Genomic DNA, 26,226 nt, shown 5'->3' with positions numbered 1-26,226 from the left:
TGTAGGGCTTGCCGAAGAAGAAGGCGAGGCCGGTGCCAAGGCTCATGAAGGCCAGACCGACGGCGATGTCGTTGACCTTGGGCAGCTTGCAGATCCAGCCGTGCGCGGCGCCCATGCAGGTGCCCGCGATCCCTGCCGCCAGAACGCCGACCCAGGGCGATCCGCTCTGGAACGAGGTGGCGTAGCCGACCATCGCGCCAAGGATCAGGCTGCCCTCGAGGCCAAGGTTGATGCGGCCCGATTTCTCGGTCAGGCATTCGCCCAGCGCCACGAACAGGAACGGGGTCGAGACCCGGATCGCCCCGCCGATCAGGGCGTAGACGACGATCATCAGCTCGGCCTGGGTCATGTCCGGTCTCCGCTGCGGTTGTAGTCGAGGAAAGGCAGGCGGCCGTAGAAGGTGTCGCTGACCAGGAGCACGATGAAGATCATCCCCTGCAAGACCAGCATGGTGGCGTCCGGCATCTCCATCCGCCGCTGCAACAGCCCGCCCGAGGCATCGAGCGCGCCGAAGAGGATGGCGACCGGCACCACGGCAAGGCCGTTCTGCCGGGCCAGGAAGGCGACAAGGATGCCGGTGAAGCCGTAGCCGGCGGCCAGCGAGGCATTGGCCTGGCCGTGGATCGCCGCCATCTCGAAAAAGCCCGCCAGCCCGGCGCAGGCCCCGGCGATGGCGCAGCAGGCGATCATCAGACGGCCGACCGGCAGGCCCTGGCCCTGTGCGGCCCGCAGGTTGCCGCCGGTCATCCGCGCGGCGAAACCGAAGCTTGTGCGTTCCATCAGCACCCAGAGGACGACCGCCAGCACCAGCCCGGCCGCCAGCCCCCAGTGGACCGAGGTGCCCCAGATCTCGCCCACCCGCAGGTCGGGGCCAAGCGGCAGGGTCGACGGCTTGTTGGCCGAGCGCGGGTCGCGGAACGGGCCTTCGATCAGGAAGCTGACGATGGCGATGGCGATATAGGTGAGGAGGAGCGACGAGATGGTCTCGTTGACCCCGCGATAGTGCTTCAGCCAGCCGGCAAGGCCGACCCAGAGGGCCCCGATGATGACGGCGGAGAGCACCATCACCAGCATGATCAGCGGGGCGGGGAGCATGCCGAGGAAGGGGATCGCCACCACGGCGGCGGTGAAGCCGCCCAGAACCAGCGCGCCCTCGGCCCCCAGAAGGGTCAGGCCGATGCGGGCGGGGATGGCGAAGGCGAGGCCGGTCAGGATCAGCGGCGCGGCCCGTTGCAGCGCATTCTGGATCGAGAACCAGGATGAGAAGCCTCCGGTCCAGACCAGCGAGAAGAAGGTGACGGGCGATTTGCCCAAGGCCAGCAGGAAGACCGAGAACAGGATCACCGCGGCAAGCAGCGCGGCCAGCGGGATCACGGCGGCCTCGATCAGGCGCGGGTTGCGCAGGTGCCGCCCGGAGCCGGTCACTGCGCGCGAGGGGGAAGCTGAGGACATGGGGCTTCGGTCATCCTTCTGCCGGCCGCGCCGGGATCGCAACATCTGACAAGGCCGGGTCCGGCCCGGAAGCCGGACCCGGAGGCAAGAGCGCGGAGCGGGTCAACGGGAAGAATACCCGCCCGTCGCCCATCCGGTCAGTTGGTCGATCCGATCACGCCATCCAGCAGATAGTCCATCGATTCCAGCTCGGGCGCGTAATTGTCCAGCGTGGCGGCGATGACGATGTTGCCCTTGTTGTCCTTCAGCTCGCCGACATAGATCGGCTGCCCCTGCTTCAGCGCCTCGATGGCGGCAGTGGCGGCGGCGACGGCTTCCGGCGTGGCACCCGCACCAAAGGCGGTGTTGCGCAGCATGTCGTTGTGATAGCCGCCCGCGATCAGGTTCGGCGGGGCTTCACCGGCGGCTAGGGCGGCGGCATAGATCCTGTAGGTGGTTTCCCACTTGCTTTCCGCCCCGGTGATGAAGCCCTTCGGCGCCAGCGGCGAGCAGTCGGCATTGTGCCCGCAGGTCTTCACGCCCCGGCCCTCGGCGGTCTCGATCACGACCTTTGGGCTGTCGACATGGCAGCCGATCACATCGCAGCCCGCGTCGATGAGCGCGTTGGTCGCCTCGGCTTCGCGCACGGGCATCGACCATTCGCCGGTGAAGATCACCTGCACCGTGGCATTCGGATTGACCGACCGCGCGCCCAGAAGGAATGAGTTGCAGTTCGAAAGGACGGTCTGCACCGGTTTGGCTGCCACAAAGCCCAGCTTCCCCGTGGCGGAGGACAGGCCCGCCGCGACGCCGTTCACATAATGCGCCTGGTTCAGATAGCTGAAATAGGATCCCGCGTTCTTCGGATCGGTCTCGGCATTCCACAGGGGGGCGCAATGGCGGAACTGTACGGCGGGATACTTCATCGCCGCCTCGACCACGAAGGGCGTGTAATAGCCGAACGACGTGGCGAGGATCAGGTTCGCCCCTTCCAGGTTGATCATCGATTCCATCGTCTGGGTGACGGCGTTGGTCTCGGGGACGTTTTCCTCTTCGACGACGGTCACGCCTTCGACACCGCGCAGGATGTTCATCGCGGCGGCGTGGGACTGGTTCCAGCCATAATCGTCACGCGGACCGACGTAGATCGCGCCGATAGTGACCGGGTTCTGGGCGCGGGCAAGACCTGCAGGCAAGACCGAGGCGGCAAGCGCCGCAGCACCGGTTTGCAGAAGATTGCGGCGGGACAGGGAAAATGCGGACATGTGAGCTCCATCTGTTGGGAATGCCGCCATTGTCTGGCGGTCGGTTGAGGCAGGTCTTGCGGCGGGGTCTCCTTTCCCTGCCGGGCCGGGAAGCGCGGATTTCGCCGCGATCCCCGATGTCACGCTCCTCCCCTTGCCGTCAGGCCGGGGCCTTTCCGGCTTTTGCGGCCAGGATCTTCTCTTTCAGCGCCGGAAGGAACCAGATGTCAGCCAGTTGGTCCGGCTGCACCAGATCCCAGACCACGCCGCCCGGCTGCTTGCCGCTGGGCCGGGTCTCGATCACTTCCTTCTCGGTGACGATCCAGTTCAGCAGCGAGTCATGCGCCATCACCGGCAGGCGGTCGTCCTCGACCACCATGCTGGAATGGACGGTGGTGACAATCGGCGTCTCGTCGGTGATCTTGCCGAGATCGCGGAAGAGGCCCAGTTCAAGATCGGCGAAACCGCCGCCCTTGCCGGTGCGCCCGCCGGCGCGGGTCACCGCGACACAGCCGCAGACCGCGATGTCCAGCGGTTCCATATCCTCGAAGCCCAGCTTCTGGCCGACATTGACCGCCCCCTGCGAGGTGGCGGCCAGTTCGAACTGCACGCCATCACGCTCCAGCTTCACCGGGTCCAGGAGGACCCAGGGCAGCTCTCCGGTGCCGAATTCGGGGACCGGCATGTAGAGTTTCTTGCCGTCGTAAAGCGCGCGCAGGCGGACAGGGATCTGCGGGGGATCGGGGTTGCATTTCACCACCTTGGCCCGTTTCCATATCTCGAGATCCGAAAGCCGCTTGGCCGCGTCCTCTGCACCAACCCAGTTGGAGATCCGGCTCCAGACCGGGCCGATGTTCATCCCGCTGACTTCCAGATTCTCCCAGATTTCGGCGCGCAGCCGGTCCTTGTCGGAATTGCGGCCCGCCCAGCGGCCAGCCCGCTCTTCTGCGGTGGATTCAAGGGAGGAATTCAGCGTTGAATGCGACATGGGCGTTCCGATCAGACAAAGGTCCGCCGCCTGGGATGAGGCCGGCAGAGGGCAGGTCATCTTGCCCATTACCCAAGGCTAGCATCGCGACCGAAGTCGGAAAGACAGCGGCGGGGTAAGAAGTCTATATCAAAATGCTTATAGTTATTCCCGCAGCGTCCGGCTGGCTTCCAGAGATCGCGCAACAGCGGAAATTTGCCCGCGCAGCCAGATATTTCGGGCATCCGAATGTGCCCTCTCATGCCAGAGCAGGAAGAACTTCAGCGTTCCGAACTCGGATGGAGCGGGCGTCCAATGAAGTGGCATAAGCGAACTAAAATAGGCTGCAAAACGGGCACTTGAGGTAAAGATCAGGTCGGAGCCCAGCAGCATGTGCGGAATCAGGTTGAATTCGGCCACCATGGTCCGGATCTTCCGGCGCAGCCCCCGCTCGGCGAGTTGAAGGTCTATCGGGCCCGGATCGGCCCGCGACCGCGCCACGGGGGCAATATGGTCCGAGGCCATATAGTCCTCGATACTCACCCTGCCGCGCCCGGCCAGCGGATGCTGCGTGCCCATCAGGCAGACGATGTCTTCCGTCATCAGATGCGCCGTCTTCAGATGGCCGGGCGAACCGGGCCAGTTGCAGATGACAACATCCAGCTGATCGCGTTCCAGCGCTTCGGCATAGTCGAAGCTGGCGTCGATACCCCGCACGATCACCGATGCGCCCGGAACCTGCTGCTGAAGATGCTGCACCAGCGGCGGCAGGAAGATCGCCTCCATGCAATCGGCCGAAGCGATGCGAAACGGGGCGGTCGACGATCTGGGATCGAAAGTCGGCGACGTGCCGACGATCCGGTCTATTCCGTCCAGCACGGCGCGCACCTGGGCCAGAAGGGTTTGGCCGCGTTCGGTCGGAACCAGTTTCGAGCCGCTGCGCACAAGGATCGGATCGCCGATGATGTCGCGCAGCTTGCGCAGGGTCAGGCTGACATTGGGCTGCGACAGGTCCAGTTTGCGCGCGGCCTGGGTGACGCTGCACTCTTCCAGCAAGGCCCGCAGCACGCGCAACTGGCGGGTGTCCATCTCTTTCAGCATCTCGTGTCCCCGCCTGCACGCAACATGGCCTCACCGGCAGGTGGATTTCCTCGGCGATGCCGCCGGGCACCGGCCTGCTGCCGTCGCTTTCGGTCAGGTCCTTTGTATGGCGGCCGCGCCGTTCCGTGTCGATCAGGATTCGCCGCACCAGATCCGAGCGGAGTGCGGGGAGGGGTCAGCCGGGCGGCAGGATCAGGATCGCGCGGAAGTCGTTGACATTGGTGAGGGTGGGGCCGGTCACGACCTGAGCGCCTGCGCGGGCGAAGAAGCTGTGGGCGTCGTTGCGGGCGAGCGCCTCGGCGGCGCCTGGGGTCCTGAGCGTGTCGGGGCCGATCACCGCGCCCGCAACCTCGGCGGCGCCATCGACGCCATCGGTGTCGCAGGCGAGGGCGTGGATCTGCGGATGGCCACTCAGGGCGAGCGCGAGGGCGAGGCAGAATTCGGCATTCGGACCCCCTACCCCGTCGCCCTGCCGGGTCACGGTCAGCTCGCCACCGGAGAGGAGGAGCACGGGGCGGTCGTCGGGCGTCAGGCTGGCGGCGATCTCGACGGCCATGGCGGCCTGGTCGCGGGCGACCTCGCGGGCTTCGCCTTCCAGGCGGTCGCCGAGGGTGCGAATCTCGCAATGCGGGGCAGCCAGGTCGGCCGCAGCGGCGAGGGATTGGGCGGGGGCCGCGTAGATCACGTTTTCGGTGCGGGAAAGGCGCGGGTCTGCAGGCGCGACGACGCCGGACTGCGCGAGGGCCGCCTGGGCGGAAGGCGGGACGGGGATGGACCAGCGGCTCAGCAGAGCGCGGGCGTCGTCCGGCGTGGTGGCGTCGCCGACGGTGGGGCCGGAGCCGATGAAGGCGGGGTCGTCTCCCGGCACGTCGGAGATCATCAGGGCGAGCATCCGGGCCGGGAAGGCGGCGGCGGCGAGTTGGCCCCCCTTCACCCGGGACAGATGCTTGCGCACGGTGTTCATCGCCGAGATCGGCGCACCGCTGGCCAGAAGGGCTGCGTTGACCGCCTGCTTCTCGGCAAGCGTCATGCCGTCCGCCGGAGCGCAGAGCAGCGCGGAGGCGCCGCCGGAGATGAGGGCGAGAACGGTGTCGTCTTCCTTGAGCCCTTGCGGGAGCGCGAGCATCCGCCGCGTCGCGTCGACCCCGGCCTGGTCGGGGACCGGATGGGCGGCCTCGACAATCTCGATCCCTCGGCAGGGGCGGGCGTAGCCGTAGCGGGTGATGACGAGACCTTCGCAAGGCCCCCATTCGGCCTCGACCGCCTCGGCCATACGGGCGGAGGCTTTCCCGGCGCCGATCACTAGCAGGCGGCCCTTGGGCCTTTCGGGCAGGAAGCGGGCCAGCGAGCGCATCGGGTCGGCGACCTCGACGGCACGGTCGAAGAGCTGGCGCAGGAAGGCGGCGGGGTCTGGGATCATCGGGGCTGGCTCGACGCACGGGGGATCAATGTCACCGGTGTAATGGTTTCCGGCGGGGGGCGATGGTCTTCTTCCAGCCATTTCAGCACCGTTTCCGCCATCTGTCGCCCGAATCCGGCGATGTCGCAGCGGACGGAGGAGAGGGTGGGAAAGGCCTGGGCGCAATCCTCGATATCATCGAAGCCGACGATCCTGAGCGCGGTTCCGACCGGGCGGCCAAGCTCGGCACAGCCGGTGAGGAGGCCGAGCGCGGTGAGGTCGTTGAAGCAGAGGACGGCATCCACGGCGGGATGGTCGGCGGCGAGGCGGCGGGCGGCCTCGCGCCCGAAGGCGCGGCCGGGGCGGCCGGGAAGGTGGAGGGGTGTCAGGCCCTGGGCGGCGAGGGTGGCGAGGTAGCCCGACATGCGAAGTTGCGTGACGGCGCGGCCTTCGAGGCCCCCGACAAAGGCGATGCGCTGCGCGCCCTGTTGCAGCAGGTGTTCGGTGGCAAGGCGGCTTCCGGTCGGATAGTCCGGCGCGGCGAAGGGGAAGCGGGCGTTGTCGGCGACCTGGCGCAGGACCTGCAGCGCGGGGACATTGGCGCGGGCAATGGCGTCGAAGGTCGCGGCCTCTTCGCCATAGGCCGGAGAGACGATCAGGGCGGAGACGCCGTGTTCCAGCATCGCGCCGACGACCTGGGCCTGCAGCGCGGGGTCTTCATCGGTGTTGGCCAGCACGGTGGCATAGCCGCGCGCGGACAGCGCCATCTGCAACGAGGTGGCGAATTCGGTGAAGAACGGGTTCCTGAGGTCGTTGATGACAAGGCCGATCAGGCCCGCGTTGGCGGAACGCAGGTTGGCGGCGGCGCGGTTGTAGACATAGCCGAGGTCGGCCATGGCCCGGCGCACGTCGTCGCGGGTTTCCTGTTTCACCAGCGGGCTTTGTTGCAGGACAAGGCTGACGGTCGATTTGGAGACGCCCGCCAGCGTCGCCACGTCGATGATCGTCGGCCTTTTGTCCATCAGCTCTGGTCGATGCCGTGCAGGGAAAGGAGGGTGGTCATCCGCGCTTCTGCCAGATCGGGACGGGAAAGCAAGCCCGCCTTGTCCGCCAGCCGGAACACCTGGGCGTAATGGGTGATGTCGCGCGAGGACTGGAACCCTGCGGGCATGATGAAATGGGTCTGGTGGCCGTTCAGCCAGGAGAGGAAGGCGATGCCCGCCTTGTAGAAGCGGGTTGGCGCGCGGAAGATTTCGCGGCTGAGGGGGACGGTGGGGGCGAGGAGGCGGTGATAGGTTGCGCTGTCGCCTTGCGCCAGAGCCTCCAGCGCCTGCGACGCAGCGGGGGCGATGGCCGCGAAGATGCCGAGGAGCGCGTGGGAATGGTGCGTGCCGTCGCCCTCGATCAAGGGCGCGTAGTTGAAGTCGTCGCCGGTGTAGAGACGGACGCCTGCGGGGAGGCGGGCGCGGAACTGTTCCTCATGGGCCTGGTCGAGGAGGGAAATCTTGATGCCGTCGACCTTGGCCGGGTTTTCCCGGATCAGATCCAGCACGAAATCGGAGGCTTCGGCAACATCCGTGCTGCCCCAGTAGCCGGTGAGGGCGGGGTCGAACATGTCGCCCAGCCAGTGCAGGATGACGGGCTGTGCGGCCTGGTCGATCAGGCGGCGGTAGACGTGATGATAGATCTCGGGGGTGGCATTGATCGCGGTAAAGGCGCGGGAGGCCATCAGGATCAGCTGCCCCCCCGCGGCTTCGATGGCCTCGGCCTGGGTGGTGTAGGCGGCGAGGATCGCGTCGGAGGTGGCAAGTTCGGCGGCGGCCTTGTGATCGGTCCCCGCCCCGCAGGCGACACGGGGGGTGAGCGGATGGGCCTTCGCGGCGCGCATCGTGCGCTGGATCAGCTCCAGCGCGGTCGGCCAGTCGACACCCATGCCCCGCTGCGCGGTATCCATGGCTTCGGCAAGGCCGAGGCCCTGATTCCAGAGCTGTCTGCGGAAAGCCAGCGTCGCGTCCCAGTCGACGGCGGGGCGGCCGTCCCAGGGGCTCCGCTCGCGCAGGGGGTCGGAGACGACATGGGCAGCGGCGAAGGCGGTGCGGGTCAGGGGGACTTTGGGCGCGCGCGGCGTGAGCGGAGTACCGGTGAGGCGGTAGGGTTCGACGCGGGCGTCTTCGGTGGGCAGCGTCAGCATGGGCAAGCCTCTCGGGCGGGTTTTGAACAGAGCGCTGGCGCGCAGGCCTTCTGTCTCGTCGGCGCGCCTGCGCGCTTCTCCTCGGTCGTTGGGGGCGCTTCGCCCCCCAAACCCCCGGAGGATATTTGAAGACAGAAAATGGTCATGGGATCGGCAGGTCGAAGACGAGGATGCCGTCGATCCCGCCCTGTGCGGCCGCGACAAGGGCGGCGCCCACGCGCTGGTGGTCGGGGTGGGACTGGTAGACGGCAAGGGCCTGCCAACCGGTGAAATCGACGGTGAAGCCGTGCAGGTAACCGCGCTCGATCTGCTCGGGGCTTTCGCTGCGACCGGCGTGGATGGCGAGGATGCCGGGGAGCTTGGCCTTGATGGCGTGGAGATCGGCGAAGATGGCGGCGATCTGGGCTTCGCCGACTTCGGGCCGGGCTTTCAGCAGGACGATGTGGCGGATCAACTGCGGGCTTCCTTGATCAGGTCGGCGACTTTCTCGGCGATCATGATCGTCGGGGCATTGGTGTTGGAGGAGACGACGGTGGGCATGATCGAGGCATCGGCGACGCGGAGGTTTTCGATGCCGTTGAAGCGGAGTGTCGGGTCGACCACGGCTTCGGGGTCGGCACCCATGCGGCAGGTGCCGGCGGGGTGGTGGTCGGTCTTGGCGTTGCGGCAGGCGTAGGCGATGTAGTCCTCGTCCGTGCGAACCTCGGGGCCTGGCAGGCGTTCGGCAAGGACGAAGGGCTTCAGGGCGGGCTGGCGCATGATCTCCTGCGCGAGTTTCAGGCCCTTGATCGACATCTCGCGGTCGTAGGGGTCTTGCCAGTAGTTCGGGTCGATCAGGGGGGCAGCCTTCGGGTCGCTCGACGCGAGGCGGACGGTGCCACGCGACCTTGGGCGCAGGAAGGCGGAGTTGAGGGTGACGCCGCCCTGCGGCATGGCGGCGACCCCGGCCTCGATCCCGGAGCCGAGGCCGAGGTGGAACTGGATGTCGGGCGAGCGGGCGGAAGGGTCGGCATACCAGAAGCCGCCGGTCTCGAAGAGCGAGGAGGCGACGGGGCCTTTCCGCGTCAGCAGGTATTGCAGGCCCGCGAGCGCCGACCAGTGCGGCTTGGCATAGCGGTCATAGGTATGGGGGCCGGTGCATTCGGCGATCACGAAGAGGTCGAGGTGGTCCTGCAGGTTGCTGCCCACCTGCGGGCGGTCGAGGACAACGGGAATGCCGAGGCGTTGCAGGTCGTCTGCGGGTCCGATGCCGGAGAGTTGCAGGAGCCGCGGCGAGCCGATGGCGCCGGAGGCGAGGATGACCTCGGTCGTGGCGCGGAACGTGCCTTCGGCGGTTTCGACGCCGGTCGCCCTGCCCTTTTCGGTGACGATGCGCAGGACCTGCTGGCCGGTTTTCAGGGCCAGATTGGGGCGGTTCAGGGCGGGCTTCAGGAAAGCGGTGGCTGTGGACGAGCGGCGGTACCAGCGCTGGGTCAGCTGGTAATAGCCGAGGCCGTCCTGCGCCGCGCCGGTGAAGTCGCGGTTGCGCGGGATGCCGATTTCGGCTCCGGCGGCGAAGAAGGCTTCGCAGATCGGCAGGGGCGCGCGGGGCTGGCTGACGCCGAGGGGGCCTTCGGTGCCGTGGAAGCGGTCGGTGTGGGTGTCGTTGATCTCGGACTTGCGGAAGTAGGGCAGCACATCCTCGTAGCCCCAGCCGGTGCAGCCCATCTGGCGCCAGTCCTCGTAATCCAGCGCATTGCCGCGGGTGTAGAGCTGGGCGTTGATCGAGGAGCCGCCGCCGATCACTCTGGCCTGGGTGTAGCGGATCTGCATTCCGCGCATGTGGCGCTGGGGCACGGTCTGCCAGCCCCAGGAGCCGATGCCCTTGGTCATCTTCGCGAAGCCCGCGGGGAGGTGGTAGAAGGGGTGGCGGTCGCGGCCCCCGGCTTCGAGGAGAAGGACCCTGGCCGTCGGGTCCTCGGTCAGGCGGGCGGCGAGGACGCAGCCTGCGGAGCCGCCGCCGATGATGATATAGTCATAGCCTTCGGTCATGGATCACAGTCTTTCGATGGAGAGCCCGCCGTCGACGGGGATCACCGCGCCGGTGGCGAAGGCCATCTGGCCGGTGACGAGGGGGATCACCGCCTGGCCGATGTCGGCGGGCTGGCCCCAGCGCCCGGCGGGGACGAGGCCGTCGGCGATGCGGGCGTCATACTTGTCCTTCACGCCTGCGGTCATGCCGGTCTCGATGATGCCGGGGCGCAGTTCGAAGACGCCGATGCCCTGAGGGGCAAGGCGGACGGCGAGGGTCCGCGCCGCCATCGAAGCGGCGGCCTTGGAGATGCAATAGTCGGCACGCTCAGGGCTGGCCATTTGTGCCGATACGGAGGTCACGAAGGTGATCGAGCGGTAGTGCGGGCTGGGGGTCGCCAGCATCCGTTTCGCGACCTGCTGGGCCAGGAAGAAGGCGCCCTTCAGGTTGATGCCCATGATCCAGTCGAAGTTTTCCGGCGTGATCTCCAGCAGGTCGCCGCGCACCTTTGCGGCCACACCGGCGTTCTGGATCAGCGCGTCGATCGGGCCCAGATCGTTTTCGATCGTTCCAATCAGCACGGGGATGGCCGCCAGGTCGGAGAGGTCGTGGCGGTAGTAGCGGGCACCGGGGCCGAGAGTGGCGAGGGCCTCGCGGACGGTCGCGTCCGAAGAATCGGGCAGCGACGCGATGGCGAGGCGAAAGCCCTGTGCGGCAAGCGCCCGGGCGATGCCAAGGCCGATGCCCTGCTGGCCGCCTGTGACGAGGGCGAGGGGCGCCGTCATGGCAGGGCTTTCGCGATATGCTCGCCCGCCCGCAGCGCCAGGGCGGCGATGGTGAGCGAGGGGTTCACCGCGGCAGAGGTCGGCAGGACAGAGGCGTCGCAGATGTAGAAGTTGTCGAGATCGTGGGCCTTGAGGTTCGCGTCCACCACCGACGCGGCGGGGTCGGCCCCCATGCAGTTGGTGCCGCATTGGTGGCTGGGCTTCGACTTCGGGAAGCCGCGCGACAGGGTAATGGGCCAGCCCGCCCTGCGCATGGCCTGCTTGAGACGCCCGACCAGCAGATCGTGGGCGCGGGTGTTGGTTTTCTTCCAGTCCAGCACGACCTCGCCGTTCCGCCACAGCACGCGGGAGTTGGGGTCGGGCAGGTCTTCGGACATGGCCATGATGTGGATCGACCGGTCGGCAATATGGCGGGAAAGCCAGAGCGGCAGGCCGGATTCGCCCGCGAGGATCGGGCCGGTGATGCGACCGAGCATCTGGATGTTGCCCAGTGGTTCGCCATTCGGGCCGCCGGTCAGGTAGAAGTCGTTGACCTGGATGGTCTTCTCATAGGTGGTGCGGTTCCGGCGGAAGGGATTGTAGGCGACCATGCCGGTCAGGTTGTGGTTCATGAAGTTGCGCCCGACCTGATCGGAACGGTTGGCAAGGCCGGCCGGATGATCGTCGTTGGCCGAAGCGAGGAGGAGGGCCGAGGAGAGGATCGCGCCCGCCGAGAGAACGACGATGGGGGCGGAAAGGGTTTCGCGTGTCCCTGCCCTTTCGACCTCCACCCCGGTGACGCGACGGCCTTGCGCGAGGATGCGGATGACCTTTGTGCCGGTTTGCAGGGTGACGTTGGGGTGCTTCAGCGCCTCGGCCAGGCCACAGCTTTCCGCGTCGGACTTGGCGCCGGTGGTGCAGGGAAAGGCATCCCAGCCGGTGGACGCGCGTTTCAGCCAGGCGTCGATGTCGACACCCAGAGGCAGGGCGGAAACGTGGAGCCCCTGGGCGGAAAATGCCTGGCGGAGCGCGGCGATGTCGGGCTCGTCCGGAACCGGCGGGAAGGGATAGGGGGCGGAATGGGGCGGCTCGCTGGGATCGTTCGCGACATCGCCGCGGACGCGGTAAAGCGTTTCAGCGCGGGCGTAGAAGGGTTCGAGGGTGTCGTAGCCGATCGGCCAGCCGGGGGTGGTGCCGTCAATGTGGCGAAGCGGCGCGAAATCCTCGGCACGGTAGCGCAGGAGGACGGCGCCGTAAAACTTGGTGTTGCCGCCGACATAGGCGTAGTTGCCGGGGTGGAGGGGCGCGCCGGAGATGTCGCGCCAGGTCTCGTTCGGCTTGAAGTGGCCGCGCTGGAAGATGGCGGCGGGATCGCGGGCCTCGGGGCAATCGGCGAGCCGCTCACCGCGTTCGAGGATCAGGACGCGGCGCCCGGTAGGGGCGAGCGCTGCTGCCAGCGTCGCCCCGCCCATGCCGGAGCCGATGATGAGGACGTCAGGTTGCATCAGGCGGTGATCCGGTCCTCGGTCGCGGGATCGAAGGCGACGGCCTTGTCCATGTTCACGGCGAAGTCGAAGCTCTCGCCGGGGGTGACGGCGGCATCGGCGCGCATCCGGGCGATGACATCCTTGCCCGACAGGGTCATGGTGACGAAAGTGTCGGCCCCGGCGGGCTCGGTGACGGTGACGCGGTTCTTCAGCGCGACGATGTTGCCGGACTTGCGGTCGGCGCCCTCGGGGTCGGTGATCGCTTCGGGGCGGATGCCGAGGAGGATGGGCTTGCCCTTCCAGGCGGCAAGGCCGGGCTGGCTGAAGCGCAGGTGCTGGACCGCGCCATCGGCACCGGTGACGGCAGCATGGGGGTGGCCGCCCTCCATCACCACAGTGGCGGGAACGATGTTCATCGCGGGCGAGCCCATGAAAGTGGCGACGAAGACGTTGGCAGGGGTATCGTAGATTTCCTTCGGGGCACCGAGCTGCTGGACATGGCCCTTGTTCATCACCGCGATGCGGGTGGAGAGGGTCATCGCCTCGATCTGGTCGTGGGTGACATAGACGATGGTGGTCTTCAGGTTCTGGTGCAGCTTCTTGATCTCGGTCCGCATGTCGACGCGAAGCTTGGCGTCGAGGTTGGAAAGCGGCTCGTCGAAGAGGAAGACGTCGGGGTTCCTGACCAGCGCCCGGCCCATGGCGACGCGCTGGCGCTGGCCGCCGGAGAGCTGGCCGGGCTTGCGGTCAAGCAGGTGGTCGATCTGCAGAAGCTTCGCCACCGAGGCGAGGGCCTTGTCACGCTCGGGCTTCGGGACACCGTGCATCTCAAGCCCGAAGGTCATGTTCTGGCCGACGGTCATGTTGGGGTAAAGCGCGTAGGACTGGAACACCATGGCGATGTTACGCTTGGACGGATGGACGCCGTTTACCACGCGGTTCTTGATCGCGATCTCGCCGCCGGTGATGGCCTCCAGCCCGGCGATCATGTTCAGAAGCGTGGATTTCCCGCAGCCCGAGGGGCCGACGAGGACCAGGAACTCGCCCTCCTCGACCGCGATGTCGACGCGGTGCAGGACCTGCACGTTGCCGTAGGATTTGGTGACGTTGCGGATATCGAGAAAGCCCATGGGGTCAGCCTTTCACAGAGCCCGCCATCAGCCCGCGCACGAAGTAGCGGCCTGCGACGATGTAGACGAAGAGGGTGGGAAGGGCGGCAAGGATCGCGCCCGCGAAATGGACGTTGTATTCCTTCACGCCGGTCGAGGACTGGACGAGGTTGTTCAGCGCCACGGTCATCGGCTGCGAGGTGCCGCCGAAGGAGACGCCGAACAGGAAGTCGTTCCAGATGTTGGTGAACTGCCAGATCACGCTGACCACCGCGATGGGGCCGGAGACGGGCAGGAGGATGCGCCAGAAGATGCGGAAGAACCCTGCCCCGTCGATCTGCGCGGCGCGGATCAGCTCGGTCGGGAAGCTGGCATAGTAGTTGCGGAAATAGAGCGTGGTGAAGCCGATGCCGTAGACGACATGCACGAGGATCAGCCCGGGGACCGAGCCCGCGAGGCCGAGCTTGCCCAGGACCACCGCCATCGGGATCAGCACGATCTGGAACGGGATGAAGCAGGAAAAGAGCATCAGCCCGAAGACCCAGGTATCCCCCCGGAAGCGCCATTTGGTCAGGACGTAGCCGTTCAGCGCGCCGACGACGGTGGAGATGGCGACCGCAGGGACCACCATCAGGATCGAGTTCAGGAAATAGGGGCGCAGCCCCGTGGGCTCGACGCCGATCTGCGCGGTGGACCAGGCCGACCGCCAGGGGTCGAGCGTCCAGGTGGACGGCAGCGCCATCATGTTGCCGCCGGTGATTTCCGGCAGCGGCTTCAGCGAGTTCACCCCCATGACGTAGAGCGGCAAAAGGTAGAACAGCGCGAAGAGGATCAGGATCAGGTACAGGAAGACGCGGGTCGCGCGGCTGGTGGAAACGGCGGTGTCCTGGGTGACGGCGCTCATGCCTTCTTCTCCTTCAGCTCGGCGTAGAGGTAGGGCACCATGATCGCCGCGATGGTCATCAGCATGATCACGGCAGAGGACGCCCCGATGCCCATCTGGTTCCGGGTGAAGGTGTAGGAATACATGAAGGTCGCGGGCATCTCGGTCGCCCGTCCGGGGCCGCCGCCGGTCAGCGCGATGACGAGGTCGTAGGACTTGATCGCGAGGTGGCTGAGGATGACGAAGGCCGACAGGAAAGCCGGGCGGAGAAGCGGGATCACGATCCGCCGGTAGAGCTGCCAGTTCGACGCCCCGTCGATCTGGGCGGCCTTCAGGATTTCATTGTCGATGCCGCGCAATCCGGCCAGGAACATCGCCATCACGAAGCCCGAAGTCTGCCAGACGGCGGCGATGACGATGGTGTAAAGCGCCATCTGGCCGTCCTTGATCCAGGTGAAGGTGAAGCTCTCCCAGCCCCACTGGTGCATGATCCGCTGCAGGCCGATGCCGGGGTCGAGAAACCATTTCCAGGCGGTGCCGGTGACGATGAAGCTCAGCGCCATCGGGTACAGGTAGATCGGCCGCAGCATCCCCTCGCCCCGGATCTTCTGGTCGAGGAAGATCGCCAGCATCAACCCGATCGCGGTGCAGATGACGATGTAGAGCGTGGCGAAGATCGCGATGTTGACGATCGCGGTGTTCCAGGCGGGCAGCGCGAAGAGCTTCTGATAGTTCTCGAACCCCACCCAGTCGTAGCGCGGCAACATCTTCGAACCGGTGAAGGAAAGGACGATTGTGAAGAGAATGAAGCCGTAGACGAAGAGAAGCGTCACGGCGAAGGAGGGCGCAAGCACCAGCTTCGGCAGCCAGTCCTGCAGTGTCGTACGGAAATCGGCCTCGGTCGTGGCCATGTCATCCTCCCTGCCGCCAGCCTCGGGCAGCAAAAGTTTTCGAGAACTTTTGCCAAATTCCTTCGAAGGAATTTGGGTAGGGGGCGACCAGGGCCGCCCCCCTTTGTCGGGTCACTGCGCGGCGGCGACCGCGTCGGCAAGGGCCGCGGCAGCAGCGGCGCCATCGGCATATTCGCCGTTGAAGGCCGCGGTGATCACGTCATAGGTGGCGTTCTTCACCGCAGCAGGCGCGGCATGGCCATGCGCCATCGAGCCGTAGAGCGTGCCGGCCGTGTTGGCCTCGGCCAGGTCGGCCATGCCCTTCTTGCCGCAGTCGTCGAAGGCGTCGTTCGGAACGTCGGTCCGCGCCGGGACCGAGCCCTTCACCACGTTGAAGGCCGACTGGAAGACCGGGTCCATGATCGCCTTGGCCATCGCGACCTGGGCTTCCTGCTTGGCGGGATCGGTCTGGTTGAACATCGCGAACTGGTCGGAGTTGAACGTGACCGAGCCTTGGGTGCCCGGGAAGCGGATGCAGACGAAATCGGTGCCCGGCACCTTCCCGGCCTTCAGGAACTCGCCCTTGGCCCAGTCGCCCATCATCTGCATGCCGGCCTCGCCGTTGATCACCATGGCCGAAGCCAGGTTCCAGTCGCGACCCGAGAAGTTGTCGTCGACGTAGGAGCGCAGCTTGATCAGGTGGTCGAAGGCGGTGGCCATCTCGGGCCCGCCCAGCGCGGCGGGGTCGAGGTCGATGAACGCCTTCTTGTAGAGATCACCGCCCATGCCGAGGACGATCCCGTCGAAGACGGTGGCGTCCTGCCAGGGCTGGCCGCCATGACCAAGCGGCGTGATCCCGGCTTCCTTCATCTTGTCGAGCACGGCGACCAGTTCGTCCCAGGTCTTGGGTTCGCCAAGGCCGGTGGCATCGAGCGCGGCCTTGTTGATCCAGACCCAGTTGGTCGAGTGGACGTTGACCGGCGCCGCGACCCATTTGCCGTCATAGGTCGAGAAGGCCTGAAGCGCGGCGGGGACGACCTTGTCCCAGCCCTCGGCCTGCGCGGTCGCGGTCAGGTCGGCAAGCGCGCCTTCCTTGGCCCAGTCCTGGATGTCGAAGCCCAGCATCTGCACCGCGGTGGGCGGGTCGCCTGCGGTGACACGGGCGCGCAGCGCGGTCATCGCAGCCTCGCCACCGCCACCGGCGACGGGCATGTCGACCCAGCCGGTGCCGCCAGCGGCCAGATTGTCCTTCAGCACGTTCAGAGCGGCGGCCTCACCGCCGGAGGTCCACCAGTGCAGCACCTCCACATCCTCGGCCTTCACGAGGCTGGTGGTGGCAAGCAACATTGCCGCGGCCGCGAACCCGCGTTTCATGATCGTCATGTCTTCCTCCCTTTGATTTGCCCTCTGGGGACAGTGGATTTAAAACGTTGCAACGTTTCTGCCGTCAACAGATTTCTTGCCGGATTCATGTTTCCTGTTGAAAACCGGCGGTTGACGGGGCAGCCTAGGCCGGGCAGCGGCGCGTGATCCAAGCGGATTTGCATCGTTGCACAGCGAATCGATTCGCGCCGGGCGCAGGGGGCGGCAGTCATATCGTGGACGAGATCGGCATCAGATCCGGGGGGCGTCAGCGGGCCACTCTGCGCACGGTGGCACAGGCGACGGGGCTTGCGATCACCACTGTGTCGCGCGCTCTGGCGAAGGACCCGCGCATCGCCGCCCAGACGCGCGAACTGGTGGCCGAGGCCGCGCGCGCGCAGGGCTATGTCCCCGACCGCGCGGCGCAGCGGTTGCGCACTGGGCGCACCAAGGTGGTGCAACTGCTGCTCAGCCTCGACCACGAGTTTCTGGGCTTCACCCATGATCTGCTGGGCGGCCTGACCGACGAATTGCAGGGCACCGGCTATTCCGTGACGCTGTTTCCCGACGTGATGCACACAGACCGGATGACCGCCGTCCGCACCATCGTCGAGAACCGGCTGGGCGACGGCATCGTGATCAACCGGACCGAGCCATTCGATCCCCGCGTGCGCTATCTCATCGAACAGGGTTTTCCCTTCGTCAGCCATGGCCGCACCGAGTTCACCACGCCCCACCCCTGGGTCGACTACGACAACGAGGCCTTTGCCCGCGCCGCGGTGGCCCGGCTTGCGAAAAAAGGGCGCAGCCGGATATTGATGATCCTGCCCGAGGCCCGCTTCACCTTCGCCCAGCATCTGCGCTACGGCCTGGTGGCGGCCTGCCGCGAACGCGGCCTTGACTGGGAGACGACCGAGACCGTCACCCTCTCGACCCCCGCGACCGGCATAGCGGCCTTCTTGCGCCAGCGCCTTGCCGAACCCGATGCCCCCGACGGGGTGATCTGCGTCGGCGAGGTCGCGGCGATCGCCTGCCTGTCGGCGATGGCCGACCTGCGTCTGACCCCCGGCGAGCAGCTGGACGTGATCGCCAAGCGCGCTTCGGCGATCTTCGATCTGCTGCGGCCGACAGTGGACACCGTCTTCGAGGACCTCTGGGAGGCCGGGCGCGCGATGGGGCGGACATTGCTGCGCTCGATGCGCGGCGAGGCGGCCGACGCACTTCATGTCCTGTATGCCCCGCAGATCGAGTTCGGTCCTCATCCCTGACCTTTCACCCAAGGCGCCCGCGTGCGACCGATCCGCATCACCAGCGACTTGATCTCCATGAACTCGTCCAGACCATAGCGGCCGATCTCGCGGCCAAGGCCCGATTGCTTGACGCCCCCGAAGGTCACTTCGGGGAAGCCGTCCATCCAGGTGTTGGTCCAGACCGTGCCGGCCTGCGCACCGCGCGCAAAGGTCAGGCAGGTGTGAACGTTCTCGCTCCAGACCCCGGCAGAGAGGCCATAGTCGGCATCGTTCACCAGTTTCAGCGCTTCGTCCAGTGTGCGGAAGGTGAGGACGGTCAGGACCGGGCCGAAGACCTCCTCGCGGGCGATGGGCATGTCGGGGGTGACGTCGGTAACTACGGTCGGCTGGTAGAACTGGGAGCCAAGGCCGGGGACTTGCAGCGAAGCGCCGCCGAGCGCGACTTTCGCCCCGGCCTTGCGGGCCGCCGTCACATAGCCGTCGATCTTCGCGCCGTGTTCCGGGCTGACGATGGCGCCGACCTGCGTGGCGGGGTCGAGCGGGTCGCCGAAGGCCACCTGCTTCGACAGCTCCACCACGCGGGCGGTGAAGGCCTCGGCAATGTCTTCGTGCACGATGATCCGGCTGCCCGAGTTGCAGCACTGGCCGACGTTGAAATAGACCCCGAAGACCACGGCATCGGCGGCGCTTTCCAGATCGGCGTCGGGGAAGATCACCTGCGGGTTCTTGCCGCCAAGCTCAAGCGCGACTTTCTTCAGCGTGCCCGAGGCCGCCGCCGCGATCCCCTTGCCCACGGCGGTGGAGCCGGTGAAGGTGATCATGTCCACGCGCGGGTCGCTGGCAAGGGTTGCGCCCACCGGCTGGCCGTAGCCGAGCACGATGTTGACGACCCCTGCGGGGAGGCCCGCTTCGGCAAGAAGATCGCCCAGCATGACAGTGGTGGAGGGCGTAAGCTCCGAGGGCTTGACGACGCAGGTGCAGCCCGCCGCCAGCGCGAAGGGCAGCTTCTGGCTGAGGATCCAGAAGGGGAAGTTCCAGGGCGTGATGATAGAGACCACGCCGATGGGTTCCTTCAGCACAACCGCCAGCATGTCCTGACCAAGGCTGTTGTGGCTGTCGCCGTGCAGCGTGCGGGCCAGCGAGGCGGCATAGCGCCAGAGATCGGCGGCGCCGGAAACCTCGCCCCGCGCCTGGCTGATCGGCTTGCCGGATTCCAGCGTCTCGATCAGGGCCATGCGGTCGGCGTTGGCTTCGATCAGGTCGGCGACTTTCAGCAGGACCGTGGCACGGGCCTTGCCGGAAAGCGCGCTCCAGCGTCCGTCGTCGAAGGCCGCGCGGGCGGCGGCGATGGCGGCCTCCGCCTCGGGCTTGCCGCCTCTGGCCGCGCGGCTGACGACCACGCCATGCGAGGGGGAGAGGCGCTCGGAGGTGGAGCCGTCGGAACTGTCCCGCCACTGGCCGTCGATCAGGTGGCGAGCCTCGAAGACCGGCGGAAGGGTCGCGTTGGTGGCGGGGATCAGGGTCAGGTCATTCATCTCAGGTCCCCGGAAATTCGGCTTTGCGTTTCTGTTGGAAGGCGACGACGCCCTCTTGCCGGTCGGCACTGGCGGCGATGGCGGCCGATCCCAGCGCCTCGATCAGGGCCGCGCTGTCCTCGCCCTGCCCGGCATGGATCATCGCCTTGGTGATCTCGGTCGCGCGGGGCGAGAGGGTGACGGCCTTTTCGGCGATCTCCTGCGCGGTGCTGCGGACATCCTCGGCGATCTCGGCGACGAAACTGCAGGCCAAAAGCCGCTCCGCCCCGATCCGGCGGCCGAAAAGGGCCATCTCCTTGACCATGCCTTCCGGGATCAGCCGGGCCAGCCGCTGCGAGCCAGACCAGCCGGGGACGATCCCCACCCCGGCCTCGGGAAGCGCGATGGTGGCTTTCGGGGTGATCACCCGGATGTCGCAGGCGGCCGCCAGTTCCAGCCCACCGCCGAAAGCATGACCGTTCAGCGCCGCGATGGTGGGCTTTGCCAGCCGAGCCAGACGGTCGAAGATGCGATGCCCGCCGCGCACCCAGTTCCGGGCGAATTCGGCGGGGGAAAGCCCGCCCCAGGCGTTGATGTCGGCGCCCGAGCAGAAGGCCTTCTCACCCTCGCCGGTGATGATGACCGCGCGCACTTCCGGGCGGCCTTCGACCACCTCCAGATGGCTGGCGAGCTGCCCCAGCATCTCCACCGTGAAGCAGTTGAGCTTGGCCGGGTTGTCCAGCGTGAGTTCGGCCACGGGCCCGGCGATATGCAGGCGGACGCCAAGAGTTTGGGGGGTCATGGGCACCACCCCATCGGGCCTTCGGCAAGCAGGGACAGGGGCATAGTGCTGGCGTTCTCTGCCACCGTCACCCGGCCCTGGCTGGCCGCCACGATGTCCCGCGCAGGGTCGATGCCCGGCATGATCTCGGTCGCCACCAGCCCCTTGTCGGTCAGCCGGATCACGCAGCGTTCGGTGACATACAGCACCTCCTGCCCCTGTTCGCGAGCGCGATTGCCCGAGAAGGTGACGTGTTCCACCTTCTCCACCATCTTGCAGAACTTGCCGGGCGCGGCGACCGTCAGGCCCCCCGCCCCGAGCCGCACATCTGCCCCGGCCTCGAACCAGCCGGAGAAGACGATCTTCCGGGCATGCGCGGTGATGTCGACGAACCCGCCGCAACCGGCCGTCAGGTAGGGCTTCTTCCCCAGCTTCGAGACGTTGACGTTGCCCTCCACGTCGATCTCCAGGAAGGACAGGAACGACATGTCGAACCCAGCGCCCTGGAAATATATGAACTGCTGCGGCGAGGGGATATAGCCCCAGGCGTTCGAGGCGCAGCCGAAGGCGAAGCCGGTCAGCGGCATCCCCCCCACCGCGCCCTGTTCGATGGCCCAGGTCACGGCCTCGGGATGGCCTTCCTCCAAGAGGATACGGGGAACCATGGCGCTGATGCCGAAGCCGAGGTTGGCGGTCTGCCCCTTGCGCAGCTCCAGCGCGGCGCGGCGGGCGATGACCTTCTCCACGCCGTGCTCCGCCAGGGTGAAGCTGGACCAGGGCCGCATGATCTGGCCGGAAATCGCCGGATCATAGGGCGTTTCGGTGGTCTGGCGCTGGTCGGGGTCCAGCACGATCAGGTCGACCAGATGGCCGGGCACCCGAACGTCATGCGGGCGAAGCGAGCCTGCGGCGGTCAGGCGGCTGACCTGCGCGATCACCAGCCCGCGGTTGTTCCGCGCGGCAATCGCCTGTTCCAGCCCGCCCAGATAGGCGCCTTCGTGTTCATAGGTCAGGTTGCCGTTCTCGTCCGCCGTGGTGGCGCGCAGGATGCAGACGTCGGGCTGGATGTTGGGGAAGTGGAGCCAGGTCTCGCCGTTGAACTCCACCCGGCTGACGATGGGCTGCGAAGCCCCCCGCCCGTTCATCGCACAACCCTCGCGGATCGGGTCGGCAAAGGTGTACATCCCGACCTTGGTCAGCACGCCCGGACGCCGCGCGGCAGCCTCGCGGTGCATGTCGAAGAGGATGCCCGAGGGGACGTTGTAAGCGGCCACCCGATCCTCGACGATCATCTTCCAGATTTCCGGCATCGGCAGGTTGGACGAGCCCGAGGGGTAGGACCCCGCCAGCACGCGGGCCAGAAGCCCGTCCTCGGCGATCCAGTCCATGCCCTTGACACCATACATGTCGCCCGCCGCGATCGGGTGCAGCGTTGTGATGTTGCGCGGATGGCCCTCGGCGCGGAAACGGTCGCCCAGCGCCTTCAGCACAAGGTCCGGGCAGCCCAGCGCCGAGGAGGACGAAACGGTGACGACTGCCCCATCCGCGATGCGGGCGACGGCTTCGGCGGGCGAGACGAGCTTCGTCATGCCGCACCGCCGTAGTTGACGGTCTGGCGCAGGCCGCTGCGGGCGGCCTCGCGCACCGCCAGCGCCACGGCCAGCGAGGCGACACCGTCTTCGCCGGTCGCGGCGGGGCGGCCCCGGCCTTCGACCGCGGCGACAAAGTCCTGCACCGCCTGCTCATAAAGATTGTGCGGCGAATAGGGCACGGCCTCCCGCCCCTGGGCAGTGACCAGCGCGATCTCGCCCGCTGGGCGCTGGGTCATCACCCCGGTCGCGAAGATCGAGCCTTCGGTGCCATGCACCTCTAGCCCCGATCCGGCGAAGGGATGGGTGAAGCTTTCATGGGACAGGACCATCGCGCCCGAGGGCATGGTCCAGACCGACATCGCGCTGTCCTCGACCCCCTGCCCCATGCCGGACGCCGACATCTGTGCCACCACCGTCACCGGGTCCTCGCCCAGAAGGAAGCGCGCCACATCGGCGTCATGCACGGTGATGTCGGGAATCACTCCGCCGCCCGCGTCCGGGTTGTCGATCCGCCAACCCTGAAGATGCGGCGGCAGGTGGACGGCATGGAAAAGCCGCAGCGACAACACGCGCCCGATCCGGCCCGAGGCGATCAGGTCGCGGACGGCGCGATGGCTGCCGGAACAGCGCAGGTGGTGGTTGGTGGCGAAGACCAGCCCGGCCTCTTCCGCCGCACGGACCATATCGGCTGCCTCGGCCACCGTCATCGCCAGCGGCTTCTCGCACAGAACGTGCTTGCCCGCCCGGATCGCCGCAAGCGCCTGCGCGTGGTGCTTTTCGTTGGTCGAGGAGATATAGACCGCAGTGATCCCCGGCTCTGCCAGCAGAGCCTGCAGGTCGGACTGCGCCAGCGGGATACCATGTTTCGAAGCATAGTCGCGGGCGCGGTCGGCCGAGCCGCTCTGGACCGCCGCGATCTCCTGCCCCGCGGCGCGCAAGGCGCCTATCATGTGCTCCTCGGCAATCGTGCTTGCCCCGATCAGACCCCAGCGCATGATTCTTCCTATATTTTGGATCGTTCCAATTTGATACTGGAACGGTCCAATCCTCGTCAAGAGGTCGTTTGCCCCACCGCCGAAGGACAGGGTCAGCGCCTGGACTTCCGGCCCGTCTCTACATTGCCGCCGCGCAACTCCAGCTTCTGCAGGTCTTCCAGCAGGTCCAGCAGCTGCTCCAGCCGGTCATGGCCGAACTCGGTCTCGATCCGGCCCAGAATCGCCGCGCTTTGCCCGGCATGGGCGTTGACCAGAGCCAGCCCGGCGGGGGTGATCGCCACCACGGTCTTGCGCCGGTCCTCGGGCGGGGTGGTGCGCGAGATGAGCCCCTCCTCGACCATCGGACCGACCATCCGGGTCAGGCTGGACAGAAGCAGCACCGCCTCGGCGGCGACCTGGCTGAGCTCCTGGGGGCCCTTTTCCTGCAACACCCTCAGCACGCGCCACTTCTGTTCGTTCACGCCAGAGGAGGCCAGCATGTCGCGCAGCGGGCCCATGACGGTCTCCCGCGCGCGGAGAAGCGCGATGGGGAGCGAGCGGCGGGTCTGGCGAAAGGCGGGCGCGTCGGTCATCTTCAGCTTATCGCCTGTTTCGGGCATGGGCTCAACCGTCGCGAAATTACTTGACAAAGCAAGTATCATCCGCCTCACTGCCCTGGGGAGACCGCGATGCCGCATATACAGATCGACTATTCCGCCAATCTTGAAACGCGCCTCGATGTCGCAGGCCTGTGCCGCGTGTTGCGGGATGCGGCGGTGGCGACGGGGGTGCTGCCCTTGGCGGGCATCCGGGTCCGGGCGATCAAGGCGGACCATGTGCTGATTGCCGACGGCAACCCGGACCACGCCTATCTGGATATCTCGGTCCGTCTGCGCGGCGGCCGGACAGCCGAGGCGAAGGCCGCAGCCACCGCCGCGATCTTCGCCGCCGCCGAGGCCTATTGTGCCACAGTGATGGAGACGTCCTCCTTCATGCTGTCGATGGAGATGCGCGACATCGACCCGGAGCTTTCGCCCAAAGCCAGCTCGATCCGCAAATACCTGCCCGGAGGCACCGAATGACCCTTGCGACCCATCTGGAAAAGCTGGACCGCCATCTGGCACGCTTTCGGGAGGGCGGGATCAGGAACCTGATCGGCGGCCAGGATGTCGAGGGATCGGGCGGCACGTTCCAGACCCATTCGCCGGTGGACGAAAGCCTGATCGCCGAGGTGGCGCGGGGGACTGCGGCGGATATCGACCGCGCGGCAGAGGCGGCGAAGGCAGCCTTCCCGGCCTGGGCGGCGCTGCCGGGCGACAAGCGCAAGCAGGTGCTGCACCGGATCGCCGACCTGATCGAGGCGCGGGCCGAGGAGATCGCGCTCTGCGAATGCTGGGACACCGGGCAGGCCTGGCGCTTCATGTCGAAGGCCGCCCTGCGCGGGGCGGAGAACTTCCGCTTCTTCGCCGACCTTGCCCCGTCCGCGCGGGACGGCAGAACGCTGCATTCCCCCGACCATCTGAATATCACCAGCCGCAAACCCATCGGCCCGGTGGGGGTGATCACCCCTTGGAACACGCCCTTCATGCTGTCGACCTGGAAGATCGCCCCGGCCCTTGCCGCAGGCTGCACGGTCGTCCACAAACCCGCCGAATTTTCCCCGCTCACCGCGCGCCTGCTGGCAGAAATATGCCATGAGGCAGGCTTGCCGCCGGGCGTGCTGAACCTTGTCAACGGCTTCGGCGAGGAAGCGGGCAAAGCCCTGACCGAACATCCCGCGATCCGCGCCATCGGTTTCGTCGGCGAAAGCCGCACCGGCAGCCTGATCATGAAACAGGGCTCCGATACGCTGAAGCGGGTGCATTTCGAACTGGGCGGCAAGAACCCGGTGGTGGTCTTCGACGATGCCGACCTCGACCGCGCGCTGGATGCGGTGATCTTCATGATCTACTCGCTGAACGGCGAACGCTGCACCTCGTCCAGCCGCCTGCTGGTGCAGGACACGATCGCCGAGGAGTTTCATGCGCGGCTGGTCGAGCGGATCAACCGGATCAGGGTCGGCCACCCGCTTGATCCCGCCACCGAAATCGGCCCGCTGATCCACAAGACCCATTTCGACAAGGTCACCTCCTATGTCGGCATCGGCCAGGCCGATGGCGCAACGCTGGCCGCAGGCGGCTCGCGGGTTGGCGACAAGGGCTGGTTCGTCCACCCCACCCTCTTCACCGGCGCCACCCCGCAGATGCGCATCGCGCAGGAAGAGGTCTTCGGTCCCTTCCTCACCTCGCTGACCTTCAAGGACGAGGCCGAGGCGATGCAGATCGCCAATGCCACCGCCTACGGCCTCACTGGCTATCTCTGGACCAATGACCTGACCCGCGCCCTGCGGTTCTCCGACGCGCTGGAGGCCGGGATGATCTGGGTCAACAGCGAGAACGTCCGCCACCTGCCCACCCCCTTCGGCGGGGTGAAGGCATCGGGCATCGGGCGCGACGGCGGGGACTGGTCCTTCGAATTCTACATGGAACAGAAGAACACCGCCTTCGCCCTTGGAAACCACAAGATCCAGCGTCTGGGAGCCTGAGATGCCCGTCCCCGCCCCGAACCTTGCGCCCCCCTTCAACACCGTCCGCCTGTCCCACGTCGAATTCGGCGTGACCGACCTCGCCCGCAGCCGCGCCTTCTATGTCGACACGCTGGGCTTGCAGGTGACGGACGAGACCGCCGACACCATCTGGCTGCGCGCGCTGGAAGAACGCGGCCACCATTGCATCATCCTGCGGAAAGCGCCGGTGGCCGAGGCGCGCGACCTGGGCTTCAAGGTCTGGGACGAGGATCACCTCGACCGCGCCGCCGCCTTCTTCGCGGACAAGGGCCTTCCGGTCGATTGGGTGGAACGTCCCTACCAGGGCCGCACCTTCCGCACCCGCGACCCGCAGGGCATCCCGCTGGAGCTTTACGCAAGGATGGACCGCCTGCCGCCGATCCACCAGCACTATGCGCTTTACAAGGGCGTCAAGCCGCTGCGGATCGATCATTTCAACTGCTTCTCGCCCGACGTGGACGCCGCCGTCGCCTTCTGGAACGAGATCGGCTTCCGCGTCACCGAATACACCGAGGATGAGGCGACGGGCCGCCTCTGGGCCGCATGGACCCACCGCAAGGGCGGCGTCCACGACATCGCCTTCACCAACGGCACTGGCCCGCGCCTGCACCACACTGCCTTCTGGGTGCCGACGCCGCTGAACATCATCGACCTCCTCGACCTCATGTCCA

General features: G+C 66.9%; 25 protein-coding genes. 4 read left to right on the top strand and 21 right to left on the bottom strand.

Going from position 1 to position 26,226, the window contains the following annotated elements:
* The 16 genes from V7Q39_RS07905 to V7Q39_RS07830 all read right to left on the bottom strand — a co-directional run.
* Positions 1-349 (bottom strand): ABC transporter permease subunit (locus V7Q39_RS07905; protein WP_443082499.1); only part of this gene is annotated, 349 nt, incomplete at its 3' end.
* Entirely contained in the window at positions 346-1,452 is a 1,107-nt protein-coding gene (locus V7Q39_RS07900) for an ABC transporter permease (RefSeq protein ID WP_333816013.1), read from the bottom strand. The genes V7Q39_RS07900 and V7Q39_RS07905, both read right to left, overlap by 4 nt.
* 137 nt (positions 1,453-1,589) lie before the next feature.
* Positions 1,590-2,696: a BMP family ABC transporter substrate-binding protein gene (locus tag V7Q39_RS07895; protein WP_333816012.1), complete on the bottom strand. Its 1,107-nt coding sequence runs from the start codon at positions 2,694-2,696 to the stop codon at positions 1,590-1,592.
* Between the two features lie 139 nt (positions 2,697-2,835).
* A complete protein-coding gene (locus V7Q39_RS07890; RefSeq protein ID WP_333816011.1) occupies positions 2,836-3,663 on the bottom strand; it encodes a 5-formyltetrahydrofolate cyclo-ligase in 828 nt (275 codons plus the stop codon).
* A gap of 144 nt (positions 3,664-3,807) precedes the next feature.
* Positions 3,808-4,743, bottom strand: a complete 936-nt coding sequence (locus V7Q39_RS07885; protein ID WP_333816010.1) for a LysR family transcriptional regulator — start codon at positions 4,741-4,743, stop codon at positions 3,808-3,810.
* Positions 4,744-4,918: 175 nt separating this feature from the next.
* Complete coding sequence (locus tag V7Q39_RS07880) at positions 4,919-6,163, bottom strand: glycerate kinase type-2 family protein (RefSeq protein WP_333816009.1); 1,245 nt, start codon at positions 6,161-6,163, stop codon at positions 4,919-4,921.
* Positions 6,160-7,164 carry a LacI family DNA-binding transcriptional regulator gene (locus V7Q39_RS07875; RefSeq protein ID WP_333816008.1) on the bottom strand — a complete coding sequence of 335 codons (1,005 nt, stop codon included), beginning with the start codon at positions 7,162-7,164 and terminating at the stop codon, positions 6,160-6,162. Before V7Q39_RS07875 ends, V7Q39_RS07880 begins: the two co-directional genes overlap by 4 nt.
* Positions 7,164-8,333, bottom strand: a complete 1,170-nt coding sequence (locus V7Q39_RS07870) for a dihydrodipicolinate synthase family protein (protein WP_333816007.1) — start codon at positions 8,331-8,333, stop codon at positions 7,164-7,166. The genes V7Q39_RS07875 and V7Q39_RS07870 overlap by 1 nt, the downstream gene beginning before the upstream one ends.
* 142 nt (positions 8,334-8,475) lie before the next feature.
* Positions 8,476-8,787, bottom strand: coding sequence for a Dabb family protein (locus V7Q39_RS07865; RefSeq protein WP_333816006.1), 312 nt, complete (start codon positions 8,785-8,787; stop codon positions 8,476-8,478).
* Entirely contained in the window at positions 8,784-10,364 is a 1,581-nt protein-coding gene (locus V7Q39_RS07860; protein WP_333816005.1) for a GMC family oxidoreductase, read from the bottom strand. Before V7Q39_RS07860 ends, V7Q39_RS07865 begins: the two co-directional genes overlap by 4 nt.
* A 3-nt stretch (positions 10,365-10,367) precedes the next feature.
* The gene (locus V7Q39_RS07855) at positions 10,368-11,129 is read right to left on the bottom strand and encodes a 3-ketoacyl-ACP reductase (protein ID WP_333816004.1); all 762 of its coding nucleotides are present in this window, start codon (positions 11,127-11,129) and stop codon (positions 10,368-10,370) included.
* Positions 11,126-12,613, bottom strand: a complete 1,488-nt coding sequence (locus tag V7Q39_RS07850; RefSeq protein WP_333816003.1) for a GMC family oxidoreductase — start codon at positions 12,611-12,613, stop codon at positions 11,126-11,128. Before V7Q39_RS07850 ends, V7Q39_RS07855 begins: the two co-directional genes overlap by 4 nt.
* Entirely contained in the window at positions 12,613-13,725 is a 1,113-nt protein-coding gene (locus V7Q39_RS07845) for an ABC transporter ATP-binding protein (protein ID WP_333816002.1), read from the bottom strand. Before V7Q39_RS07845 ends, V7Q39_RS07850 begins: the two co-directional genes overlap by 1 nt.
* 4 nt (positions 13,726-13,729) lie before the next feature.
* Positions 13,730-14,608 carry a carbohydrate ABC transporter permease gene (locus V7Q39_RS07840; RefSeq protein WP_333816001.1) on the bottom strand — a complete coding sequence of 293 codons (879 nt, stop codon included), beginning with the start codon at positions 14,606-14,608 and terminating at the stop codon, positions 13,730-13,732.
* Positions 14,605-15,498 (bottom strand): carbohydrate ABC transporter permease, encoded by an 894-nt coding sequence (locus tag V7Q39_RS07835; protein WP_333816000.1) that lies wholly within the window; start codon positions 15,496-15,498, stop codon positions 14,605-14,607. The genes V7Q39_RS07840 and V7Q39_RS07835 overlap by 4 nt, the downstream gene beginning before the upstream one ends.
* Before the next feature lie 111 nt (positions 15,499-15,609).
* Positions 15,610-16,860, bottom strand: coding sequence for an ABC transporter substrate-binding protein (locus V7Q39_RS07830; protein ID WP_443082498.1), 1,251 nt, complete (start codon positions 16,858-16,860; stop codon positions 15,610-15,612).
* Positions 16,861-17,075: 215 nt separating this feature from the next.
* Here V7Q39_RS07830 and V7Q39_RS07825 point away from each other — a divergent pair, with 215 nt between their 5' ends.
* Positions 17,076-18,107: a LacI family transcriptional regulator gene (locus tag V7Q39_RS07825; protein WP_333815999.1), complete on the top strand. Its 1,032-nt coding sequence runs from the start codon at positions 17,076-17,078 to the stop codon at positions 18,105-18,107.
* Here the strand turns inward: V7Q39_RS07825 and V7Q39_RS07820 are convergent.
* The 5 genes from V7Q39_RS07820 to hpaR all read right to left on the bottom strand — a co-directional run bounded on the left by V7Q39_RS07820 (position 18,098) and on the right by hpaR (position 23,543).
* A complete protein-coding gene (locus V7Q39_RS07820) occupies positions 18,098-19,624 on the bottom strand; it encodes an aldehyde dehydrogenase family protein (RefSeq protein WP_333815998.1) in 1,527 nt (508 codons plus the stop codon). The two genes, V7Q39_RS07825 and V7Q39_RS07820, sit on opposite strands and share 10 nt — an antisense overlap.
* 1 nt (position 19,625) lies before the next feature.
* The gene (locus tag V7Q39_RS07815; protein ID WP_333815997.1) at positions 19,626-20,405 is read right to left on the bottom strand and encodes an enoyl-CoA hydratase/isomerase family protein; all 780 of its coding nucleotides are present in this window, start codon (positions 20,403-20,405) and stop codon (positions 19,626-19,628) included.
* A complete protein-coding gene (locus tag V7Q39_RS07810) occupies positions 20,402-21,973 on the bottom strand; it encodes an acyl CoA:acetate/3-ketoacid CoA transferase (protein ID WP_333815996.1) in 1,572 nt (523 codons plus the stop codon). Before V7Q39_RS07810 ends, V7Q39_RS07815 begins: the two co-directional genes overlap by 4 nt.
* Complete coding sequence (locus V7Q39_RS07805) at positions 21,970-22,971, bottom strand: Gfo/Idh/MocA family protein (protein ID WP_333815995.1); 1,002 nt, start codon at positions 22,969-22,971, stop codon at positions 21,970-21,972. The genes V7Q39_RS07810 and V7Q39_RS07805 overlap by 4 nt, the downstream gene beginning before the upstream one ends.
* 92 nt (positions 22,972-23,063) lie before the next feature.
* Complete coding sequence (gene hpaR, locus V7Q39_RS07800) at positions 23,064-23,543, bottom strand: homoprotocatechuate degradation operon regulator HpaR (RefSeq protein ID WP_333815994.1); 480 nt, start codon at positions 23,541-23,543, stop codon at positions 23,064-23,066.
* Positions 23,544-23,639: 96 nt separating this feature from the next.
* On the opposite strand from hpaR, the gene V7Q39_RS07795 reads away from it, so the two are divergent.
* The 3 genes from V7Q39_RS07795 to V7Q39_RS07785 form a co-directional block, all read left to right on the top strand.
* A complete protein-coding gene (locus V7Q39_RS07795; protein ID WP_333815993.1) occupies positions 23,640-24,032 on the top strand; it encodes a 5-carboxymethyl-2-hydroxymuconate isomerase in 393 nt (130 codons plus the stop codon).
* The gene (gene hpaE / locus V7Q39_RS07790) at positions 24,029-25,534 is read left to right on the top strand and encodes a 5-carboxymethyl-2-hydroxymuconate semialdehyde dehydrogenase (RefSeq protein WP_333815992.1); all 1,506 of its coding nucleotides are present in this window, start codon (positions 24,029-24,031) and stop codon (positions 25,532-25,534) included. The genes V7Q39_RS07795 and hpaE overlap by 4 nt, the downstream gene beginning before the upstream one ends.
* Before the next feature lies 1 nt (position 25,535).
* Positions 25,536-26,226: VOC family protein (locus V7Q39_RS07785; protein ID WP_333815991.1), on the top strand; the 691-nt coding region annotated here is incomplete at its 3' end.

The organism is Tabrizicola sp., from assembly GCF_036781545.1.
In the GTDB taxonomy this organism is placed as follows: Bacteria; Pseudomonadota; Alphaproteobacteria; order Rhodobacterales; family Rhodobacteraceae; genus Tabrizicola.
The sequence above is the reverse complement of the archived record's forward strand: the minus strand, read 5'-3'. Positions and strand labels throughout refer to the sequence as shown.

Bases quoted from the DNA above. Each gene is read 5' to 3' on its own strand.
- V7Q39_RS07900 (WP_333816013.1), bottom strand. From the start codon at position 1,452: ATGTCCTCAGCTTCCCCCTCGCGCGCAGTGACCGGCTCCGGGCGGCAC.
- V7Q39_RS07895 (WP_333816012.1), bottom strand. From the start codon at position 2,696: ATGTCCGCATTTTCCCTGTCCCGCCGCAATCTTCTGCAAACCGGTGCT.
- V7Q39_RS07890 (WP_333816011.1), bottom strand. From the start codon at position 3,663: ATGTCGCATTCAACGCTGAATTCCTCCCTTGAATCCACCGCAGAAGAG.
- V7Q39_RS07885 (WP_333816010.1), bottom strand. From the start codon at position 4,743: ATGCTGAAAGAGATGGACACCCGCCAGTTGCGCGTGCTGCGGGCCTTG.
- V7Q39_RS07880 (WP_333816009.1), bottom strand. From the start codon at position 6,163: ATGATCCCAGACCCCGCCGCCTTCCTGCGCCAGCTCTTCGACCGTGCC.
- V7Q39_RS07875 (WP_333816008.1), bottom strand. From the start codon at position 7,164: ATGGACAAAAGGCCGACGATCATCGACGTGGCGACGCTGGCGGGCGTC.
- V7Q39_RS07870 (WP_333816007.1), bottom strand. From the start codon at position 8,333: ATGCTGACGCTGCCCACCGAAGACGCCCGCGTCGAACCCTACCGCCTC.
- V7Q39_RS07860 (WP_333816005.1), bottom strand. From the start codon at position 10,364: ATGACCGAAGGCTATGACTATATCATCATCGGCGGCGGCTCCGCAGGC.
- V7Q39_RS07855 (WP_333816004.1), bottom strand. From the start codon at position 11,129: ATGACGGCGCCCCTCGCCCTCGTCACAGGCGGCCAGCAGGGCATCGGC.
- V7Q39_RS07850 (WP_333816003.1), bottom strand. From the start codon at position 12,613: ATGCAACCTGACGTCCTCATCATCGGCTCCGGCATGGGCGGGGCGACG.
- V7Q39_RS07845 (WP_333816002.1), bottom strand. From the start codon at position 13,725: ATGGGCTTTCTCGATATCCGCAACGTCACCAAATCCTACGGCAACGTG.
- V7Q39_RS07840 (WP_333816001.1), bottom strand. From the start codon at position 14,608: ATGAGCGCCGTCACCCAGGACACCGCCGTTTCCACCAGCCGCGCGACC.
- V7Q39_RS07835 (WP_333816000.1), bottom strand. From the start codon at position 15,498: ATGGCCACGACCGAGGCCGATTTCCGTACGACACTGCAGGACTGGCTG.
- V7Q39_RS07830 (WP_443082498.1), bottom strand. From the start codon at position 16,860: ATGACGATCATGAAACGCGGGTTCGCGGCCGCGGCAATGTTGCTTGCC.
- V7Q39_RS07820 (WP_333815998.1), bottom strand. From the start codon at position 19,624: ATGAATGACCTGACCCTGATCCCCGCCACCAACGCGACCCTTCCGCCG.
- V7Q39_RS07815 (WP_333815997.1), bottom strand. From the start codon at position 20,405: ATGACCCCCCAAACTCTTGGCGTCCGCCTGCATATCGCCGGGCCCGTG.
- V7Q39_RS07810 (WP_333815996.1), bottom strand. From the start codon at position 21,973: ATGACGAAGCTCGTCTCGCCCGCCGAAGCCGTCGCCCGCATCGCGGAT.
- V7Q39_RS07805 (WP_333815995.1), bottom strand. From the start codon at position 22,971: ATGCGCTGGGGTCTGATCGGGGCAAGCACGATTGCCGAGGAGCACATG.
- hpaR (WP_333815994.1), bottom strand. From the start codon at position 23,543: ATGACCGACGCGCCCGCCTTTCGCCAGACCCGCCGCTCGCTCCCCATC.
- V7Q39_RS07795 (WP_333815993.1), top strand. From the start codon at position 23,640: ATGCCGCATATACAGATCGACTATTCCGCCAATCTTGAAACGCGCCTC.
- hpaE (WP_333815992.1), top strand. From the start codon at position 24,029: ATGACCCTTGCGACCCATCTGGAAAAGCTGGACCGCCATCTGGCACGC.